Genomic DNA, 19,451 nt, shown 5'->3' with positions numbered 1-19,451 from the left:
ATTGACAATCACCGTCGATTTTGTCGTCGGCGTGGCCGCGGTGGCCTATCCGGGCAAGGGTGGCGGATTTACCAAGACGCTGCTTCGCGGCCGCACCTCTCGCGTCGTGGTGACGATGGGCATGCCTTCCTTCTTTACCGGCTCTGGTTCCTCGGCCACGGCATTGCCGGCACAGCATCTTCGGCGCATTCATGCACGGCTCGACCTCAGCGCGGCAGATCGACGGCGAGGCCGATGGGCCTTCCGAGCCCTCTATGGCGTTATAGGTCTTGGCACCGTCGGCCCTTAGCGGAGCATGACGGAAAAGGCTGAAACGCCCCCCTTTTCGCCGCAGCTCAGCCGCTTTCCATCGAAGGGCCTTCAAGGTGGTAGGCGCGTGAGCCCGTTCCTAGTCTAGTCCGAAATGATTACTTGCGCTGTAGCTAATGTAATTACAATTTTATCAAGCGGGAAGCCGCATCGACCGGCCAAGCGCGAGTACCGTCTCCGCCACTGTCTCAAGACAGCCGACGACATTTTTTGCGGTGCGCTCTAAGGGGGAAATGCAATGAGATTGACGATTATTTGTGCGGCAATTGTGATTGCCGGATCCACCGCCACCGTTGCGCACGAGAAGAAGATGGTGGTCAGAACAGAAGTTACGTCAGCCTGCCCCGACTTGTCAGGCACGGTCAAGAAAAAGAGGGGAACAGAGTTGGATTGCCGTTTAACCGGAACTGTCTCCAGCACGGTCGCGAAAGACAAATCGGAGCCGCGCCTAGGCTATGAAACGGTTAGTCCCGGGATCATATCAATCTTTTAGCTCACAACCGGCTACGAAGGCGAGCGCCGGCATGATGCGCTGCCCGTCCCCGTGCGATTGTTCCTTCGATCGGCGACAGCAACGAACGACCTGTGAAGCGGTACTGCCCCAAGCGGATGTTGTATCACCGTCTTGGTCTGTCGGATGACGAGATGAGGCGGGCGCCAGCTAGGAACCTGCGAACTGCGATGCGAACATCCTGCTGCCGTCCAACCAGAAGATGTCCGCCAGTGTCGTAGACGACCAGTTTGGGCCTTGAACGGCGCTCCACTCCGGTAACAACAGGCAACTGCAATATGGAACAGTCGCCTGGCCCTCTGCATAGCCCTTCAGATGCGTCTTTGATTATTGCTTGAGGAACGCGCCCGTGTAGGTCTGGCCGGCAAGCGTAACGGTTCCGGCCAGGGCCCCGTCGGGCCGCATGACAAAACCGACGTCCGCGCCATTCGGTAAGCGCTCAAGCTTCAACGTGCTCCCTACAATTCTTCCAGCGCCGGCGGCCTCTCCCGGATAGTTGTCGCCCAGATTTCCCCACGCATAGGTGACCGTCACTTTTCCATTGGAAGAAATCGTCTGAACAGCAAGTTTGGCGTCATAGATCCCGTCCAATTGTCCGGCCCATAGACCCGAAAAAGCAGCATACTTTGTTGGAACGCCCTTGCCAGGGGGAGTGACCGCCACGGATTGATCTAAGATCGCTGAGCCGGAAGGAACAGCGCCAGGATCCAAGGCAGGTTGTGAAGGAATACTATCAGGTTCTAACGCAGGTTCGAGAGTGGCGGGTTGCGGCGTTTCAGGAGCCGATTGGCACGCGGCTAAAGCAAGCGCCGCGAAGCCAAGCATTGCGTTGCACATGCGGTGTGCCATCTTCTGGTGCCCCGGGCCATCTTTGAGTCTAGCGCGGGCCGACCTTATCACGCGTTTTCACAACCTGTGTCTAGGCAAGGTATGTCGTACGACGGCGGCTCGTCGAAAAGGAGCCTTTGGTGCCGTTCAGATCACAAAGTTGATGGCTGATGCTGACCGCTAGCTGACGATGCTTTGCCAACGTTGGCGATCTGACAGTTGCTGGGCCCATCATTCTTTACCGCGACCTCGGCGGCGAAGCATTGCGGTCGACCGCTTGACGGATCGATACGGTCGGGGTCGGGATGCGCATTTGCGCGTTCACTGCTGGAAGCGCGAATTGGCAGTCTGAAGCTTGCACCGGTTGAGCTATCCCGAGGGATCTCCTGATTCATCCGCCGAGATATTTGTCTCAAATATTCTCCGGCGTGACTATTTCGAAAGGTATGGACCGCTGAAGCGTAGCCAACGGTGCTTGTGGTCCCATGACATCAATCATTGTCTGCACAAGAAGTGCAGAGATCGCCTCCAGCGGATGACAAAGGGCTGCGGTGATCAACCCTTCAGATAATCCCTTTCGGGTCTCAGGGCCAATGTCACGGCAAACCAACTTGATCCCCGACCGCCTTTCGGAAGGAACCTCCCTCAGTGCGCGAAGTACACCGGTTATTCCGCCGCCGACGATCAGAATTCCCACAAGATCGTCAGTCGCCTTCAGCAACTCGGCCACCATTCGGTAAGCCTCGCTCGATTCCTCGTGGGTGGGGCGACTTTCCTCCACCGTGAGCCTTGGAGCGTGCTCGCGCAAGTAGGAGCGAAAGCTAGCGTCTGCGACGTCTTGGCATTGATACCGATGATTCCCTATGAAAACCGCAATGCGACCAGGACCATGGGTCGTTTGGGTAATCAGGAAGGCTGCAGTGCGCCCCAGTTTCCAGTTGTCGGTGCCCACATACGCCGCCCGTTCCGGCGCTGATTGGTCCGTAATGTAAGAAACGACTGGTTTCCCCATCTCCTTCAATGAACGGATGGCCTGACCAATGATCGGGTGATCTGCGGCGACCACCGCGACGGCATCGCATGCGTCGCCGAGTGCGATGAGGCGGCTCGAGATAGTCTCTGGCGTCAGCAGATCCACAAAGTCGACGACAGGTTCAATCACCTCGTCCCGACGATCGCGACAGGCGGCGACGATTTTCTTCCCGAACAGCTGGTAGAGGTCGCGGGTGGACTGCTGGAGCAGGAAACCTAATCGGTACTGGGGCGATAGCTGACGGGCCCGGTTATCAATCGCTCCGATAGCGTAAAACCCTATTTCTTCCGCCGCGCTTTGGACGCGTTGGACGGTTTTCGGGCGTACGGAAACGGTCCCACTCAGAATTCTGTTTACAGTCGCTGTAGATACGCCTGCCGCGGTAGCGAGATCGCGAATTGTCGGCCGTTTCATGAATGTTAACCCTCTTTTGTATCATCATGATTGAAGCTAAATGATACAAATGTCATTTTGATATTATTTTCGACTTCTACAAATATCAACCCTCCGATATGAAACGTGCCGAGCTAGGGCTCAATTTGATGATGAGCCCGGGGGCGACTGGACCCGCAAGCACACGACTGATCCGGGCAAGGACGTGCTGTTACGATGGATGACCTTCAGTATGGAACACGCGACAAACGCGGCAATTGGGCACCGCACCGCCGTGCAGAGCCGGCGCCGTTGTGGCATCGTCCGTTCAATGCAAAAAAGGTGGTTGCCTGGATTCCCGATTTTTTTTGGCCGTGGAACGCTTTCCACATCGCCACAGCGATCCTTTGGGTCAACCTGCTCATCCCGAGCTGGCAGAGCCTCGCAAGCTTGTCGCTACTCAACTATTTCTGGCTATACGGTCTGAACGCCGCCGGCATTTTCCTGTTTTATGGTTTCTTCGAGCTGCGCTACTACGTTCATCGCCGGCAGGGGACGCGCTTCAAATACAATGCGAAATTTCCGTCTGATGTGCCGTCCGACGTTTTCTGGTTCCAGCGCCAGAACCTAGACAATTTCCTGCGGTCTTTCTTTGTGACCATCCCGCTGTGGACCGTGGTCGAGATCATGATGCTGTGGGTCTATGCCAACAGCTGGGCGGCCTGGCTGCCCTGGACAACCAATTGGCTCTACTTGTCCTTTCTGGTGTTGATCGGACCGTTTGTGCACGAGGTTTATTTCTTTCTGCTGCATCGCGCGATCCATTGGCCACCCCTTTATAAATGGGTGCATTCGGTCCACCACAACTCGATCAACCCGAGCCCGTGGTCGTCTCTGTCCATGCATCCGGTCGAGGGTTTCCTGTACCATGCCGAGGCTTGGCTGCACTTATTGATCCCATCCAACCCGGTCTGTGCCTATTTCACGCTGCACGGCGCCGGTTTCGGCGCAGTCAACGGCCATCTTGGCTTCGAGACGTTCGAACTCACCGACAAGATGAATCTCGATAGCCATTCCTACGTGCATTACCTGCACCATAAGTACTTCGAGGTGAACTACGGCGGTGATGGCCTCGTGCCCCTCGATAAGCTGTTCGGTACTTGGCACGACGGTAGCAAGGAAGCCGACGACGCGATGAAGACGCGCTTCCTCAAAAAGAAGAAAAGGCGGCGCGCCAAGCAGGAAGCCCGCGGCGCGGCCTCTGACATGCCGGCAGAGTGACGGAACGACACCGTCCCGCATGTGCCTGAGAGGAGCGGGCGGGCGGGACAGTAGAACTTAATTTCAACACCCGCGAGGCGGGTGAAACCTGGGAGGACGACTGTGACGTTATTCAAGACACTCGTGTCGGCAACGGTGCTGACAGCATTTAGCACTGGCGCGACGCTTGCCGCCAACATCTTCGTCATCGGCGGCAAGCCGGACGACCCGTTCTGGTCAATCGTCAAACGCGGCGCCGAAGACGCGGGCAAGGTGGTCGAAGCCCAGGGTGGCAAGGTCACCTGGCTCGGGCCCCAGAACTACGACAATCTGGGCGTGGACGCCGCCGAGCTGATCCGCCAGGCAATCGACCAGAACGCCGACGCCATTGTCGGTCCGGACTGGGTGCCGGAAGCGATGGACCCTGCGTTCAAGGCAGTCGTGGATGCTGGCATTCCGCTAGTGATTTACAATGCCGGCGGGTTGAAAGCGGCCGATCGCCTCGGCGCCATGAACTACGTTGGCTCTGACGACTACAAAGGCGGCGTCGCCGGCGGCGAGTATCTCGCCGAGGCCGGCAGCAAGAAAGGCGTCTGCATTAACACCCTCCCGGGTGCGGCCAATATCGAGGCTTACTGTGGTGGCTTCAAAGAAGGGATGAAGAATGGCGGCGGCGAAGCCGACGTCCTGCCCTTGCCCGCCACGTCCTTCGGCTCGGCTACAGCTGTGGCCCAGGCGGTAAAGGCCTATCTGCTGCAACATCAGGACGTGAACGCCGTGTTCACCATCGGCAACGTTGACGCCAACTCCGCCATGAACGGCATCACGCAGTCCGGGAAAGACGGCAAGGTTCAGCTCTGCGGCATAAACTTCGACGAGACCATCCTGAATAACGTGAAGGAGGGAAAACAGGCCTGCGCCATCGACCAGCAGGGATACCTGCAGGGCTACCTCGCCGTCGCGATTCTGAATGGCAAGGTGAACTACGGCCTGACCGTGCCGACCCGCGAAATTCTCACCGGCCCCGGCATAATCGACAAGAGCACTGTCGAGGCCACCATTGCGGGCGTGAAGGCTGGGACGCGCTAAGTCCTCAACCAAGGCCGCTCGCGAAGAAGCGAGCGGCCCTTCCATCCCTGTAATGTGGCGACCGCGTTCGGCCGCCCGCTTGCTAGCGGATCCATTATGACGGCGCATCCAGTGATATCTCCCGCAGCCCCAACGTCAGAGCCCGCTCGTCATGGACTGGCGCTCGGCCGTCTGGCGCGCCGGCCCGAGGCGGGCTCGTTCCTCGGCATGGCCGCAGTCTTCCTCTTCTTCGGACTTTTCGGTGGCAGTGGCTTTCTGTCAGCAGCCGGTACGGCCAGCTGGCTCAACGTCGCGGCTGAGATCGGCATTATCGCCCTTCCGATAGGATTGCTGATGATTGCCGGCGAACTGGACATATCGGTTGGCGCTATCATTCCCGCCGCCTCTCTGACCGCCGCCATCATCTCCGGCCACTATGGCCTACCAGATTGGCTCGGCATCTTGGCCGCGCTCGGGATGGGCCTCGCCGTCGGATTCATCAATGGCTTGTTTGTGACGCGAACCATCATCCCGTCCCTCATCATTACCATAGGGACCATGTTCGGCACGATGGGCCTCACGCTTGGCCTCACCGTCATGATCGCCGGCAGCACCGGTGTATCGTTGGTGCCGGACGCTCTCACCAAGGCGATCCTTGGCCAGTATCTCGGCGGCATGTTCCAAGTCACAATTCTCTGGTGGCTGGCCTTCATCGTCGGCGCATTCTGGATGCTGCACGTCTCGCCGGTTGGCAACTGGATCTATGCACTCGGCGGTGACAAGGTAAGCGCGCGCAACGTCGGTATTCCTACCAACCGGCTTACAATCGGCCTGTTCATGTTCAGCGGCTTTAGCGCCGCTTTCGTCGGGGTCAGCCAGGTGATGGTCTACCAAAGCGCGCAGGTTCTGGCAGGCGAGTCCTTCATCTTCAATTCCATTATGTGCGTGGTTATAGGGGGCGTGCTGCTTACCGGCGGCTTCGGCTCAATCGTCGGCATCGTGTTCGGCACGATCACCTTCTCAGTCGTCAACCAGGGAATCTACTTCACTGGTATCGATCCTAACATGGGAAGTATCATCATCGGCGCACTTCTGCTGATCGCGGTGCTCACCAACGACACCTTCCGGCAGCTGGCTCTCAGCTATTCGGCGAAGAAGGCGTGAGGGACTGCCATGACTGATGCAATCAAGTCTTTTCTGCGCCGCCCCGAGGCGGGCTCGATCCTCAGCCTGGTCGGTGTCGTACTGTTCTTCGTCATTTTTGGCGGTGTCGACCTTCGGACCCTCGTCGGTGCGGCCAGCTGGGTCAACTTCGCCGCCAATCTCGGCATTGTCGCCATTCCTCTCGGCCTCCTGATGATCTCGGGTGAGCTCGATATCTCCATCGGTGCGTTGATCCCAGCGGGCTCAATGACCACCGCCATCCTCACTGGCTATTACGGCATGCCCATGATGGTCGGCATCGTGGGCGCGCTCGCGGTTGGCGTGATGGTCGGCCTCGTCAACGGCCTGCTGACCGTCCGCACTTCCGTGCCCTCGCTTATCATTACGCTCGGCACGCTGGTCGCCATGCAGGGCGTGGTGCTCAGTGCCTCGGTGTTGTTGACCGGCAATGCCAGCGTGGCGGTCACCGCGCCAGACTGGGCCAAATTTCTGTTCGGCCAACTGATCGGTGGCAGCCACCAGGTCATCATAGTCTGGTGGATAATTATCGCTGTGATCGTCGGCTTCGTCGTGCATCAGACTCGATACGGCAACTGGCTATTCGCCATGGGCGGCGACCGCATAAGCGCCCGCAATGCAGGCATTCCGACGGGCCGCATGACCGCCGCGCTGTTCGTGCTGTCCGCCGTCAGCGCCACATTCGTCGGTATGTGCCAGGCCATCCAGTTCAATTCGGCCCAAGTCTCCGGCGGAATGAGCTTCATCTTCAATGCGATCGTGTCTGTGGTGGTGGGCGGCGTGCTTCTCACCGGCGGCGTCGGCTCGGTGATCGGCATCTTCGTCGGCACAGTCACGTTCGCCATTGTGAGTCAGGGAATCTATTTTACCCAGATTGACCGCAACTGGTCGAACTTGATCATCGGTGTGATGCTCCTGGTGGCTGTGCTGATGAACCAGTCCTTCCGCGAGTTAGCCCTGTCGTACAGACCCCGGAGGGGTGCGAAGCCCGCCGGAGTGCCGCCAAGCACTGAGAGAAGTTTTATGAAATTGAAGGCCAATCCCGCGAAAAAGGGCTGAACGCGTCATGAGCGACAAACCTGCCATTCTCGAACTGAAGAACATCAACAAGTCCTTCGGCGCGATCGACGTGCTGCACGACATTTCATTGGAAGTGCGCCAAGGTGAGGTGTTGTGCCTGTTGGGCGATAACGGTGCCGGCAAATCCACCCTGATCAAGACGCTAGCGGGCGTCTTCATGCCCACCAGCGGCCAAATCTTGATGGACGGCCAGCCGATTAGCTTCAACGGGCCAAGTGATGCGCAAGAGCGCGGCATTGCCACGGTGCACCAATTCGGGGGCACTTTCCCGCTAATGAGCATAGGCCGGTCTTTCTTCGTGGGATTGGAGCCAACGAAGGGCTGGGGCCCGTTCAAGTTCTACGACCGTAAGCGCGCCAACGAAATCGCGGTCAAAGCGGTGCAAGATTTCGGCATCACGCGCATCGACGATGGCGACCGGCTGGTCGGCGGCCTGTCGGGCGGCGAACGTCAGTCCCTGGCTATTGCACGCGCCGTTCATTTCGGGGCCCGCGTCCTCATCCTCGATGAGCCAACCGCGGCGCTCGGCGTCAAGCAGGCGGCACACGTGCTTCGCATCGTCAACGAAGCCAAGCGCCGCGGACTCGCGGTCATCTTCATTACCCACCAGGTGATGCACGCGATGGCTGTGGGCGACCATTTCGCCGTGCTCATCCGCGGTGCCATCGCCGCGGATTTCCGCAAGCACGAAAAGACACGAGAGGAGATCACCGACCTGATGGCCGGCGGCGAGACCATGGCCGACCTCGAAGCCGAGATCGAAAATTATATGGATGAGCACGAAGGCCATCCGCCGCCTCTGGAAGTAGTTGAGGAGCGAACGAGTCGATAGGCTTCCCTCAGCAAGCGCGGCATCCGCCGCCTCCACATCAACCGACGCCTTAGGATTGCCAGGGTCGGCGGCCGTTAACTCAGAAAAAAGGCAGAAGAATACATGACAACCCGCATTGCCGTGATTGGCGCCGGCCTAATGGGCGCAGACCATGCTAAAATAGTCGCCGAGGACCTCCCCGGCGCCACGCTCCAGCTGGTGTGCGACAGGGACGAGGCGCGTGCCCGTGCGGTCGCCAATGCCCTTGGCGCCTCCGACATCTCCACCAACCCCGAAGGCGTCATCGCACGGCACGACGTGGACGCGGTGATCATCGCGAGCCCCGATTTCACGCATGCGCCGTTGTCGCAGGCTTGTATCGCGGCCGGCAAACGCGTGCTGTGTGAAAAGCCTCTTTCTCCATCGTCCGCCCAATGTGTCGCAGTGATGGAGGCTGAACAGAAGGCGGGTGCGAAGTTCGTCCAGATCGGCTTCATGCGCCGCTACGACCGCTCCTACCAGGAAATGAAACGTGCTCTATCAGGTGGCGGGCTTGGACGGCCGCTGATGATGCACAATTTCCACCGCAACGTTGAAACGCCAGCGGCCGATTTCACCGGCGCCATGGCCATCACCAATTCCGCCCCGCACGAATTCGACGTGGTGCGCTACGTACTCGACACTGAATACGCTTCAATCTCGGCCTTCCAGCCGAAGCGCTCCGATGCACGTGTCGCGCCAGTCTTCATGGTGCTCCAGACAGTTGACGGCCAACTCGTCAACATCGAGATCAACAACAATGCCGCATATGGCTACGACGTGCGCGCCGAGCTTATTGGCGAGCAGGGTGCTGTGGCGATGAACAATGTCGCCTACACCCGCTTAGATTCGGCGCTCGCCCAGAGCACGGGCTACGATGCAGACTGGCGGACCCGCTACGCCGACGCCTACCGCAAGCAGAATCGCGACTTCCTCCGTTTCGTAACTACCGGCGAGTTCCCCGGCACCGCCGCCGATTGCTGGGACGGCTACTGCGCTGCCACCGTTGCCGAGGCGGGCGTGAAGGCGCTGAACGAAGGGCGCAACGTTTCCGTGCAAATGATCGAAAAGCCGGAGTTTTATGCATGAAATTGGGTTTCGTTTCCGACAGTCTAGGCGGCCTTCCCTTCGAGACGATGCTGGACCATGCCAAGCGCATGGGCGTCGATGGCGTCGAGGTGAACACCTGCGGCTGGTCCACCGCACCGCATTTCCCGCTCTCGTCCCTACTGGGCGATAAGGAAGGCCAGAAGCGCTTCATCAATGCGTTTGAGGAGCGCGGGTTGGAAATCATCAGCCTCAATGCAAACGGCAATCCGCTGCATCCAACCGACCCAGCCCAGGGTCAGGGGTTGAAAGATACGATTCGCGTGGCCGGGGAAATGGGCATCCGGACCGTGTGCACCATGAGTGGCCTTCCTGCCGGCAAAGCTTCCGACGCCATGCCTAACTGGGTCGTCTCGTCGTGGCCCCCGGAAACGCAGACCATCCTGAAATATCAATGGGAAGAGAAGATAATCCCGTTCTGGACCGACATCGTGGCGCTGGCTCAGGAGAATGGCGTGGAGCGCATTGCGCTGGAACTCCACGGCAACCAGTGCGTCTACAACGTGCCCTCGCTCTTGAAATTGCGGCAGGCGGTCGGCCCGGTCGTAGGCGCCAACCTAGATCCCTCGCACCTCTTTTGGATGGGCGCTGATCCCCTGGCGGCGGCTCAGTCGTTGGGCGAGGCGGTCTACCACGTTCATGCCAAGGATACGATGCTGAACGGCCCGGTGCAGGCGACGACCTCTCTATTGGAAAACGGCAGCCTGATGGATATTCCGGCGCGATCCTGGAGCTACATCACGCTGGGCTTCGGCCACGGCGAGGAGTGGTGGCGGCAATTCTGCTATCGCCTGAAGATGGCTGGCTACGATGGTTGGCTCTCCATCGAGCATGAGGATGTCCTTTTGAACTCGCTCGACGGGCTCGAAAAGTCCGTTGCGCTACTCCAAGGCGTCATGCCGTCCGCCCCTGCCGACTTCAAACCGCAAGCCATCTGAAGGAAGACACCATGCCCTGGATCAACGCCTGTGCCGCCAACGAAATAGAAGCCGAAGAAGCCAAACGCTTCGATCATGGCGGCCGCACCTTCGCGATTTTCCGCAACGACGCGAATGAATACTACTGCACAGACGGGCTTTGCACGCACGAGAAGATTCACCTCGCTGACGGCCTCGTCATGGCCAATACGGTGGAATGCCCCAAGCACGCTTCCGTTTTCGACTTCACGACCGGCGAAGTAGAGACGCCACCGGCCTGCGAGAACCTCAAGACTTACAAGACGAAGGTCGAGAATGGCCGCGTCATGATCGAGGCTTGAGCCATCATGGGCCAACCCTTCCAGCTGGCCGCCTGCGCCGAGATGCTTTGGCTTGATCGCCCAATTGCTTGGCGCGTCGCGCACTTGCGTGAGATGGGTTTCGGCATCGGATTGTGGAATTGGCCGGACCATGACCTCGAGGAGCTCGAGAAGACGGGCGCGACTTTCACAATCATGAACGGCTATCTCGACGGAAGGCTCGCCGATGACGAGGGGGCCGACATTCTCTTAAAATCGGCGCTCGAGACCGCGAAGGTCGGAAAGCGCCTCGGAGTTGCTCGGTTGAACCTGCATGGCACCGGTCTCGGCGAGGGCGGCGTTCCTATTGTAAAAACTGACGTCGAGACTGGCCCGATGTGGCTCAAGGCGCGGGACACGTTAAACCGCATCTGTGACATGGCCGAGGCCGAAGATGTAACCTTCACGCTCGAGAATCTGAACCGGCTTGACCACCCCGGCTGCCCATTCGGCTCGACGGCAGCAGTGCTGGCATTGGTGTCATCGATCAACAGACCGCAATTGCGTATCAATCTCGACCTCTATCACACTCAAATCGGCGAGGGCGATATTGTGCGCTGGTGCGAGAAGTGCCTGCCGTTCATCGGCGAGGTGCAGGTGGCTGACAACCCGGGTCGTTGCGAGCCGGGAACGGGCGAGATGAACTGGCGCTACATCGCGAGAGCTCTATTCGACATGGGATACCGCGGGCCGGTGGGTTTGGAGGCGTTTGCCCAAAACGATCCGGAAGCGGCGTTGGACGCTTTTCGGCGGGCTTTTACGGTGTGAGCTATGCCGGGAACGGTCATCATAGGTGCGATACGGGTTTGGGCGTTATGATCAAGCGCGGCAAGCTATCTGACTATGCTTTCCGATCCGAACACCGCTCGCAGACTCATTTTCAAGGTCGCCTGAACTGCAGCGGAGGCTGATTATGGGCATGTATCACAACCGTCCTCATGTCGAGGACATCCGAAAGATGAAGAAGAATGGACAGAAAATCTCCATGCTCTTCGTCAGCACGCCCGACGAGGCAGCTGCCGCTGCCGCAGCAGGCATTCATATGCTTTCCATCGAGGGTCGATTTTTCGATTCGGAAATGCGGCAGGCAGCGGGCGACTGTTTCGTACAGGTCGGCCTGCCATATGGCAGCTGGGGCAGCTTTGCTGGCCGCCCGCTCGCGACAGCAGAGGATTATCTGCGTGCAGCCTTCCACTTCGCTGGCATTGGTGGCGACGCCTTTTATTGTGCGGCGTCTTACGACATCCAGAAGGCACTTTGCGACAACTACATCCCTGTCGTTGGCCATATCGGCTTGATCCCGTCATACATCACCTGGACGGGCTGGCGCGCAGTCGGCAAGACCGCGGACGAAGCGATGCGCCTCTGGCGACACACCCAGAAACTTGCGGAGATCGGCGTCTTCGGAGCGGAACTGGAAGTCGTGCCCGACCGGGTCGCGAAATTCTTGGCTGAAAACTCATCGCTTGTCATGCTTGGCATGGGCGCTGGCAAGTATGCGGATGCGCAGTACCTCTTCACGGAAGATGTGTGTGGTTACGGCAAGAACCACACGCCGCGACACGGAAAGGTTTACCGACACCTTGGCCCTGAACTGCAGAAGATCCAGGACGAGCGCCTTGTCGCCTTCAGGGAATACAAGGCAGACGTCGATTCCGGTAGGTATCCCGGTGACGAGCATACTGTTCCGATTGGGGATGCCGAGTTCGACATGTTCATGCAAGCAGCCAAACAGTGAGAACCATGCGTGTAGGGCTATCTGATTCCTCACGAGCGGGCGGTAGACAAGTCGTATCTCGCGACAGTCCGGTGCCAACGCTCGCCGAACTCAAAATGCTGATTGCGAAAAAGGAGCTCGTACTTCCCACGAAGTTGGAAACTGTCGCCCGGGTGATGTTTGCGCAGCCGGACTACGTGGCTTTCGAGAATGCCGCCGCGATCGCGCGCCGATGCGGAGTGTCCCCGACAACCTTATCCCGCCTCGCACCGCGCCTCGGCTTTAGGTCCTTCAAGGAAATGCAGAATTGCTTCCGAAATTGTATCCTAAATCGAAAGAACCAAGCAAAACAAGCTGACACGCTTTCCAGCCCGTCATTGAGAGACGGCCAGACCGCGTCCGGTTAGCTTAGATCATCGAGAGCTGTGAATAGCAGGAGATGGAGCAACCTCGACCTGCAGCGTAGTCCTCGGCAATGTCCGCTTTTCGGCGATGGCGAAGTCCGCAGCAATGACTGACTTGGTGAAGCGTTTCTGGTGGCGTCAGGCGTACGAAAGTCTCTCATGCAGGAACCCGCGGGCCGCGGACGATTGCCTATGGGGATTTGTGCCTCGGGGGTGCCAGCGCTTGTCGCGAACCCCGCATTGGGCATGTCGTGGAAGCGGCTTCCGGGCCAGGTCGCAGAGCCTGTAGCGTTGCTTCCGACGGGATTGGTGTGCGTGACGACCGGCGCCACGGCAACGTGCACATAGCATCCTGTTGACCGGCGCTTCAGATGACGCAGGAAGGCCTGATGGTCGGCCAGGTGCGCCGCCGATCCGAAGAAGGCGAGCCGACCGGCGTCGTGCAGCGCGACCAGCCGGGTCAGGAACAGACGGCGGAACAGGTTGGCCAGTACTCTGACTGGAAGAACGAAGGCCGGCCGCGACGATATCCAGCGTGATCCGTCCGGCGCGATGCCGCCGCCCGGCATCCTGCTGCCTATGGGGTCCCAAGCCCGCATCAGCATGTCTTGCTGCATGCGCTGCGAAGCGGCGTGATCGGAGCATCGGTCGACAAGGTAGCCGTGGCAAGTTCCTCTCGTTGAAGGGAACTCCATGCCTCAGAACCAGGCGACCCCTCCCGCGAAGCGGGTTCGTGCATACGGCGCAAAGCGGTCATTTTAGGGTATGTTCCGAAGTGATATCACACCATCGATCGCCACCAAGGTAACGTTCAGGTCAATAGCCAGCGTTCGTTACAGAAAAGCCTTGGGTCTAAAGCTCGATCTGACACGGCGCGTTCAACAAGCGGTTCTGTTGTTCGCTCAACCGCTCGCCCCGTGGTCGCTCAGACAGGAGGGACCTGAGCGCGCTCAGGATTTGAACCTGCGACCCCATCGTCCCGAACGATGTGCGCTACCGGCAAAGCCGCAGGTTCCCGGGTTCCTTCGTCACGCTCGCTCCGCAATGATTGCATTTCCTTTCGGGCTTTGTGTGGGGAACCTGTGGTGCGATCGGGCCAAGTTCACGTTTTCATCGCCACCTATCCTGAGCGAGGTTTTCGTCGCCTTGGCGGCGACGTGCTTCTTCGCGATCTTCTCGGCGGCGTCTGCCTGGAAGTCGGGATGATGGTGACCATAAGTATCGATCAGAACATCCACGGTGATGCCGAGAAAGCCCGCGGCCTGCCACATGTCGGCGCCGGCCCGCATCAGCCAGGTCGCAGCGGTGTGGCGAAGCGTGTGCGAAGTGACGTCGGGACCGAGGCCGGCAGCGTCGCGAGCTCTCCTAAAGCTCTTCTTGACCGACCCCACCGGCTTTCCATTCCACTCCACCACAAAGTCTTGCGATATCTTGCGACCAATATTTGCGCTCTTGCCGCGCGCCTTGGTCCTGATATCGAGATCTGTGCACGCCCAGCGGCGGAGATGCGCCAACAGCCTGTCCGGCAAGCGCACAGGCGGCTGGCGTTTTTTGGTCTTCTTTGCGCTATCGGCGCGGCGGTAAAAGATGCCGCGGTCGAGGTCCACATAACCACGCCCTTTGGTGGGACGGATGGCGGCACCGCAAACTGCGGCAGAGCGCGTTCCTGTATAAAGCGCGACAAGCATGAAGCGGGCGAGGTGTCGCCCGGTACGCCGGTCGCTCTCCTGGCCCTTCCATTTCTGCTTCATACGCCACGCGGCCCAGATAAGGGCGGCCGCCTCACTGCGCGTCAACCAGCGCTCGCGCGCACCGGCCTTGTCAGGCAGGACAATCGTCGGTGCGGCAGTCGTGTGGCCTTCCCTGCGGTAGTAGTTGATGGCCGCACGAAGATCCTCGAGTTGGCGGCGCGCAACGGCTTCGGTGGGACAGAACGCGACGTAGTCGCGGCAAAGCTTGCCGTTGATAGCGGCGAGCGTCTTTTCACCGAAGAAATCGAGGATGTTGTCCAGCCGAGCCGCCGTCTCTTCTGGCGCGGCATGCTTCGGTGCAACCTCTCTCAGGTAGACGCTGACGACATCGGCTATCAAGACATCTTCGGCACCGCGCGCTCGGTGGTACTTGCCGGCGATGTAGACCGCGAGCGCCTTTTCAGCTTCAGGTCCTGGATGGCCCTTTTTGCCGCTGCCAGCGCTGATGAACGTTGTTCGATCGCGGATAAACCATCCAGCTTTGTTTCGGAGTGTTCCGTCCTTTTTCCAGCTTTCGCCGCGCCAGACGAGGCGTGGCCCTTTCGACGCCCGCGGCATAGTTCCCTCATTCTGGTGATCGCCAGCAAGGTGACGTACTCCTTTCCTGCGATTAGCTCGGTTTCAAGTCGGCCGGCGTCACGTTCCTTGCGTAGGCCTGCTGCGCACATCGAGCCATCGGGAAAGGCAATTCGTGCTGCAATCGCGACGCGCAGGGGCGTGGTCTCGTCGAATTGTTCGGGGATTTTCAAAACGGAGCCCTCAGCCAATCTCTATGGTCCGATAGTTTCGCTCGGAAACAGACGGATCGCGGGTCGCATTGAGCACACTTTTCTGTCTCGCCATTCCGGATGCCCTGCCGCACGATCTTTTCTCTGAATATACGGCTGCGAAAAGCGCCGACTGGAGCGCCTGCGGCAAAGATGCTCCTTTGACCTGCTAATCGGAACGGTTGCGCTGACGCGCACTCCACGAGCCTTTCGGCTGGCTCCCCACTTCCGTGGCCGGTGAAACCGCTCCTGACTGGCTTCGGCTATCTGTGCGGCTTCCGTTTCCAAGGACTCACTGCCGGGTCTCTTGGGCCTACTCCCGCGCGCCCGGCTTTAGTGGGTTCTGCTGATCGCCTCACGCTGCGGTTTCGAACGGTGTCTTTCACCTCGGAGTTGGTCAGCAACCGCAATCGTCGTTCGAGTCCATAGAGTTAGAGGGCCGCGCTTGGCGCACTGACGGGTTGAAGGCTGGGAGAGAGGCTCCCGGCGCCCGGCGCGGAGACTCGCAATGACCAAGCATCAGCACCAGGCTGCCCCGACCCGGGCCAGCGTATATGACGATATCACCAACAAGATTATCGGCGAGCTGGAGGCCGGTCGGCTGCCCTGGGTTCAGCCATGGGGAATGGCGGCTGCGAAGGCGCCGCTCGCCATGCCGAAGAACGCCGCCACCGACCGGCGATACTCTGGAATCAATATCCTGATCCTCTGGGGTTCGGTGATCGAGCAGGGTTTTTCAGGACAGAGCTGGCTGACCTTCCGCCAGGCGCTCGCGCTTGGCGGCAGCGTCCGCAAGGGTGAGCATGGAACGACGGTCGTCTACGCCGATCGGTTCGTGCCCGACGACGAGAAAAAACGCGCCCGCGAAACCGGCGAGCAAGCCCGTTCGATCCCATTCCTCAAACGCTTCACGGTGTTCAACGCCGCGCAGTGCGACGGGCTGCCCGACGGTGTTGCAATGGCCACGCCCCCGCCCCTACTCGGCCTGATCGAGCCCAAGGTCGAGAGGCTGATCAAGCAGACGGGGATCGATTTCCGGGTTGGTGGCAGCCGCGCCTTCTACGCTCCGGCCCACGATTATGTGCGGGTCCCGCCACCCCAAGCCTACTTCGAGCCGATCAATTGGCACCGGACCGCCCTGCATGAACTCGGGCACGCCACCGGTCATGCCTCACGCCTCAACCGGGATTTGTCTGGTTCCTTCGGCACCAAGAAGTATGCCTTCGAAGAGCTGGTTGCCGAGATAAGTGCGGCTTTCTGCTGCGCCTCGCTGGGCATCACGCCGACCGTGCGTCACGCCGACTATATCGGCTCGTGGCTGGAGGTGCTGCGCGAGGATAACCGTGCGATCGTTCGCGCCGCCTCTCTGGCAAGCAGGGCTGCGGATTATCTCTTGGGGTTCTTGCCCGACAAAGTCGCCGCTGACGACGATCGGCGGGAGGCAGCGTAATGGCCGCCCGCTTCCAGTTCGGCGTCTTCCTGCGGATGCGTTCATGACCGAAGTCTGCCTCGATGCCGGACCCCGCTGCGGCGAAGTCGTTGCAGAGCGCCAGGACCGACCTGCTGCTCCGCGACACGTGTCGCGTGGCTGCCGAGCACATCAGAGGGCGAGGAGTGACGGAATTCTCATGACGGGTTTGGAGGTCGAGAGAGAGGCTCTCGGCCGCCCGTCGCGGAGTACATCCCGATGGCTACTGCCGTTCAGAAGATCACCCTGTCGTCCTCGCGCGACATTCCCTTCAACAAGCTGGTGCTCTCCCAGTCCAATGTCCGGCGCGTCAAGGTCGGCGTCTCGATCGAGGATCTTGCGGCCTCGATCGCCCGCCGCGGCTTGATCCAGAGCCTCAGCGTCTTGCCCGTCGTCGACAGCGACGGTAACGAGACTGGCATGTTTGAGGTACCTGCCGGAGGCCGGCGCTTCCGCGCGCTTGAGCTGCTGGTGAAGCAAAAGCGCCTCGCCAAAACCGCCCTCGTGCCCTGTGTCGTGCGCGCCCGTCACAGCGCGATCGTTGCCGAGGAGGTGTCGCTCGCCGAGAACATTGAGCGAGCGCCGCTGCACCCGCTCGATCAGTTTCGCGCCTTCCAGGACATGCGCCAAAAAGGCATGAGCGAGGAGGAGATTGCCGCAGCCTTCTTCGTGCCGGTCAACGTCGTTAAACAACGGCTTAGGCTGGCTTCTGTCTCCCCAGTGCTGCTCGATGTGTATGCCGATGACGGGATGACGCTGGAGCAACTCATGGCTTTCACGGTCTCTGAAGACCGCGCTCGCCAGGAGCAGATCTGGAAGGCAATCAGGGATGCCTGGTCGAAAGAGCCCTATCAAATCCGGCGCATGCTGACCGAAACGACGGTGCGCGCCTCCGACAAGCGCGCCGTCTTCGTGGGGACCGACGCCTATGAGGCCGCGGGTGGTATCGTCATGCACGACCTGTTCCAGTCGGATGACGGCGGCTGGCTGCAGGATGCAGCGCTGCTGGACCGCCTGGTCACCGAGAAGCTCAAGGCGGTTGCCCAGGAAGTTGCAGCCGAGGGTTGGAAGTGGGTCGAGGTCGCTGTCAGCTTCCCCTACGACGCAACGCGTGGGCTGTATCACCTGCAGAGTGATCCGCTCGATCTCTCTGCCGAGGAGCAGGCTACCATCGATGCCCTCAACGCCGAGCATGCCAAGCTTGAAACCGAATATGAGGGTGCTGACGAGCTGCCCGAAGACGTCGATCAGCGACTCGGTGAAATCGAGACCGCGCTCGCCAATTTCGACAAGCGCCCAAAGCAGTTCGATCCGGCCGACATCGCCATCGCCGGCGCGTTCGTCAGCATCGACACTGACGGCTCACTCTCGGTCGACCGCGGCTTTCTCCGGCCTGAGGACGTGCCGCCGATGTCATTTGACGGCGCGAATGAATCGAAAAGGGACGGCGGGTACGGGGCTGCCGACAGCTCGTCGGTGCACCGTGCCGTTGTCACCATTGGCGGCCAGGCAGTCGAGTGCGAGGAAGACGAGGACGATGCGGTCAAGCCCCTGCCGGACCGACTGGTGACAGAGTTGACCGCACACCGGACACTGGCGTTGCGCGATGCGGTTGCCGGCAACCCTCACGTCGCCATGACAGCGCTCTTGCACAAGCTGGTCACTGACACGTTCCAGCACCGCACAACGAACGGGTGCCTGGAGGCCTCGATCCGTCACGTCTTCTTCCCTCTGCAGGCAGGTGACCTGAAGGACAGCCCCTCGGCGAAATCGGTGGCCGAACGCCATGAGGCCTGGAAATCGGACCTGCCGACCGAAGACGATGCACTTTGGGACTGGATCGCCTCACTTGATGAGACCAGCCGCGCGGCGTTGCTCGCCCATTGCGTCAGCTACGGCGTGAACGCGCTCCACGAGAAAGGCGACCGCTATGGCGGCGCTATCTCGGCACACGGGGTTCGGCAGCGGATCGCGCAAGCTGATCGACTGGCACGCGCGGTCGGTCTCGATATGGTCGACGCCGGCTGGACACCGACAGTCGAAAACTATCTCGGCCGCATCACCAAGTCTCGCATTCTCGAGGCAGTGCGAGAGGCGAAGGGGGAACAGGCCGCACAGCTTATCGACCATCTGAAGAAGGGTGATATGGCGAAGGAAGCCGAGCGCTTGCTGACCGATATTGGCTGGCTGCCCGAGCCGCTGCGCCTGGTCGACCTCGACGGCAGTGCTGGCGCTGATAGCGGCGCCGGCGCCGACGGCTATGGGGAAGAGCTGCCCGAATTCCTCTCAGACGACGATGCGCAGATTGAAGACAGCGAACCGCACATGGCCGCTGAATAGATCGCCTCGGGGGGGGGGGGGGGGGGGGGGGCGCGGGCCCGGGGGGGGTGAGGGGCGGGGGGGGGGGGGGGGGGGGGGGGGGGGCCGGGGGGGGGGGGCCCGGTGCGGGGCGTGGGGGGCGGGGAGGG

At 60.2% G+C, this 19,451-nt stretch carries 17 protein-coding genes and 1 pseudogene; 14 read left to right on the top strand and 4 right to left on the bottom strand.

The window, feature by feature from the left end; genetic code table 11:
• Window position 1: 1 nt before the first annotated feature.
• The gene (locus tag NKI18_RS16320) at window positions 2–289 is read left to right on the top strand and encodes a hypothetical protein (protein ID WP_352619995.1); all 288 of its coding nucleotides are present in this window, start codon (window positions 2–4) and stop codon (window positions 287–289) included.
• A gap of 258 nt (window positions 290–547) precedes the next feature.
• Window positions 548–802 carry a hypothetical protein gene (locus NKI18_RS16315; protein WP_352619994.1) on the top strand — a complete coding sequence of 85 codons (255 nt, stop codon included), beginning with the start codon at window positions 548–550 and terminating at the stop codon, window positions 800–802.
• A gap of 345 nt (window positions 803–1,147) precedes the next feature.
• Here NKI18_RS16315 and NKI18_RS16310 read toward each other — a convergent pair whose 3' ends face one another.
• Both NKI18_RS16310 and NKI18_RS16305 read right to left on the bottom strand, forming a co-directional pair.
• Window positions 1,148–1,669, bottom strand: coding sequence for a hypothetical protein (locus NKI18_RS16310; RefSeq protein WP_352619993.1), 522 nt, complete (start codon window positions 1,667–1,669; stop codon window positions 1,148–1,150).
• A 391-nt stretch (window positions 1,670–2,060) separates the two neighbouring features.
• Window positions 2,061–3,095, bottom strand: a complete 1,035-nt coding sequence (locus NKI18_RS16305) for a LacI family DNA-binding transcriptional regulator (protein WP_352619992.1) — start codon at window positions 3,093–3,095, stop codon at window positions 2,061–2,063.
• Between the two features lie 195 nt (window positions 3,096–3,290).
• On the opposite strand from NKI18_RS16305, the gene NKI18_RS16300 reads away from it, so the two are divergent.
• The 10 genes from NKI18_RS16300 to NKI18_RS16255 all read left to right on the top strand — a co-directional run bounded on the left by NKI18_RS16300 (window position 3,291) and on the right by NKI18_RS16255 (window position 12,614).
• A complete protein-coding gene (locus tag NKI18_RS16300; protein ID WP_352619991.1) occupies window positions 3,291–4,334 on the top strand; it encodes a sterol desaturase family protein in 1,044 nt (347 codons plus the stop codon).
• A gap of 102 nt (window positions 4,335–4,436) precedes the next feature.
• Entirely contained in the window at window positions 4,437–5,402 is a 966-nt protein-coding gene (locus NKI18_RS16295) for a sugar ABC transporter substrate-binding protein (protein WP_502900708.1), read from the top strand.
• Window positions 5,403–5,609: 207 nt separating this feature from the next.
• Window positions 5,610–6,545, top strand: coding sequence for an ABC transporter permease (locus NKI18_RS16290; RefSeq protein ID WP_352620039.1), 936 nt, complete (start codon window positions 5,610–5,612; stop codon window positions 6,543–6,545).
• Between the two features lie 9 nt (window positions 6,546–6,554).
• A complete protein-coding gene (locus NKI18_RS16285) occupies window positions 6,555–7,622 on the top strand; it encodes an ABC transporter permease (RefSeq protein WP_352619990.1) in 1,068 nt (355 codons plus the stop codon).
• Between the two features lie 7 nt (window positions 7,623–7,629).
• Window positions 7,630–8,475, top strand: a complete 846-nt coding sequence (locus NKI18_RS16280) for an ATP-binding cassette domain-containing protein (protein ID WP_352457196.1) — start codon at window positions 7,630–7,632, stop codon at window positions 8,473–8,475.
• 102 nt (window positions 8,476–8,577) lie between these two features.
• Window positions 8,578–9,582, top strand: coding sequence for a Gfo/Idh/MocA family oxidoreductase (locus tag NKI18_RS16275; protein WP_352619989.1), 1,005 nt, complete (start codon window positions 8,578–8,580; stop codon window positions 9,580–9,582).
• On the top strand, window positions 9,579–10,538 hold the full coding sequence (locus tag NKI18_RS16270; RefSeq protein ID WP_352571229.1) for a sugar phosphate isomerase/epimerase family protein: 960 nt from the start codon (window positions 9,579–9,581) through the stop codon (window positions 10,536–10,538). Before NKI18_RS16275 ends, NKI18_RS16270 begins: the two co-directional genes overlap by 4 nt.
• A gap of 11 nt (window positions 10,539–10,549) precedes the next feature.
• The gene (locus NKI18_RS16265) at window positions 10,550–10,858 is read left to right on the top strand and encodes a MocE family 2Fe-2S type ferredoxin (RefSeq protein ID WP_023674304.1); all 309 of its coding nucleotides are present in this window, start codon (window positions 10,550–10,552) and stop codon (window positions 10,856–10,858) included.
• Between the two features lie 6 nt (window positions 10,859–10,864).
• Window positions 10,865–11,644, top strand: a complete 780-nt coding sequence (locus NKI18_RS16260; RefSeq protein ID WP_352619988.1) for a TIM barrel protein — start codon at window positions 10,865–10,867, stop codon at window positions 11,642–11,644.
• Window positions 11,645–11,789: 145 nt separating this feature from the next.
• Entirely contained in the window at window positions 11,790–12,614 is an 825-nt protein-coding gene (locus tag NKI18_RS16255) for a 3-methyl-2-oxobutanoate hydroxymethyltransferase (protein WP_352619987.1), read from the top strand.
• Between the two features lie 751 nt (window positions 12,615–13,365).
• Here NKI18_RS16255 and NKI18_RS16250 read toward each other — a convergent pair.
• Both NKI18_RS16250 and NKI18_RS16245 read right to left on the bottom strand, forming a co-directional pair.
• Window positions 13,366–13,566 (bottom strand): annotated as a pseudogene (locus NKI18_RS16250) (transposase); the annotation flags it as partial.
• 459 nt (window positions 13,567–14,025) lie between these two features.
• On the bottom strand, window positions 14,026–15,306 hold the full coding sequence (locus tag NKI18_RS16245; RefSeq protein WP_352619986.1) for a tyrosine-type recombinase/integrase: 1,281 nt from the start codon (window positions 15,304–15,306) through the stop codon (window positions 14,026–14,028).
• 717 nt (window positions 15,307–16,023) lie between these two features.
• On the opposite strand from NKI18_RS16245, the gene NKI18_RS16240 reads away from it, so the two are divergent.
• Window positions 16,024–16,965 carry an ArdC family protein gene (locus NKI18_RS16240; protein ID WP_352619985.1) on the top strand — a complete coding sequence of 314 codons (942 nt, stop codon included), beginning with the start codon at window positions 16,024–16,026 and terminating at the stop codon, window positions 16,963–16,965.
• A gap of 237 nt (window positions 16,966–17,202) precedes the next feature.
• The gene (locus tag NKI18_RS16235; protein ID WP_352619984.1) at window positions 17,203–19,323 is read left to right on the top strand and encodes a ParB/RepB/Spo0J family partition protein; all 2,121 of its coding nucleotides are present in this window, start codon (window positions 17,203–17,205) and stop codon (window positions 19,321–19,323) included.
• Window positions 19,324–19,451: the final 128 nt, after the last annotated feature.

Origin of the sequence: Mesorhizobium sp. M0800 (assembly GCF_040320095.1) — a bacterium.
Taxonomy (GTDB): Bacteria; Pseudomonadota; Alphaproteobacteria; order Rhizobiales; family Rhizobiaceae; genus Mesorhizobium.
This window is presented reverse-complemented; position numbering and strand designations above follow the sequence as displayed.

Bases quoted from the DNA above. Each gene is read 5' to 3' on its own strand.
- NKI18_RS16315 (WP_352619994.1), top strand. From the start codon at position 548: ATGAGATTGACGATTATTTGTGCGGCAATTGTGATTGCCGGATCCACC.
- NKI18_RS16310 (WP_352619993.1), bottom strand. From the start codon at position 1,669: ATGGCACACCGCATGTGCAACGCAATGCTTGGCTTCGCGGCGCTTGCT.
- NKI18_RS16305 (WP_352619992.1), bottom strand. From the start codon at position 3,095: ATGAAACGGCCGACAATTCGCGATCTCGCTACCGCGGCAGGCGTATCT.
- NKI18_RS16300 (WP_352619991.1), top strand. From the start codon at position 3,291: ATGGATGACCTTCAGTATGGAACACGCGACAAACGCGGCAATTGGGCA.
- NKI18_RS16290 (WP_352620039.1), top strand. From the start codon at position 5,610: ATGGCCGCAGTCTTCCTCTTCTTCGGACTTTTCGGTGGCAGTGGCTTT.
- NKI18_RS16285 (WP_352619990.1), top strand. From the start codon at position 6,555: ATGACTGATGCAATCAAGTCTTTTCTGCGCCGCCCCGAGGCGGGCTCG.
- NKI18_RS16280 (WP_352457196.1), top strand. From the start codon at position 7,630: ATGAGCGACAAACCTGCCATTCTCGAACTGAAGAACATCAACAAGTCC.
- NKI18_RS16275 (WP_352619989.1), top strand. From the start codon at position 8,578: ATGACAACCCGCATTGCCGTGATTGGCGCCGGCCTAATGGGCGCAGAC.
- NKI18_RS16270 (WP_352571229.1), top strand. From the start codon at position 9,579: ATGAAATTGGGTTTCGTTTCCGACAGTCTAGGCGGCCTTCCCTTCGAG.
- NKI18_RS16265 (WP_023674304.1), top strand. From the start codon at position 10,550: ATGCCCTGGATCAACGCCTGTGCCGCCAACGAAATAGAAGCCGAAGAA.
- NKI18_RS16260 (WP_352619988.1), top strand. From the start codon at position 10,865: ATGGGCCAACCCTTCCAGCTGGCCGCCTGCGCCGAGATGCTTTGGCTT.
- NKI18_RS16255 (WP_352619987.1), top strand. From the start codon at position 11,790: ATGGGCATGTATCACAACCGTCCTCATGTCGAGGACATCCGAAAGATG.
- NKI18_RS16245 (WP_352619986.1), bottom strand. From the start codon at position 15,306: ATGCCGCGGGCGTCGAAAGGGCCACGCCTCGTCTGGCGCGGCGAAAGC.
- NKI18_RS16240 (WP_352619985.1), top strand. From the start codon at position 16,024: ATGACCAAGCATCAGCACCAGGCTGCCCCGACCCGGGCCAGCGTATAT.
- NKI18_RS16235 (WP_352619984.1), top strand. From the start codon at position 17,203: ATGGCTACTGCCGTTCAGAAGATCACCCTGTCGTCCTCGCGCGACATT.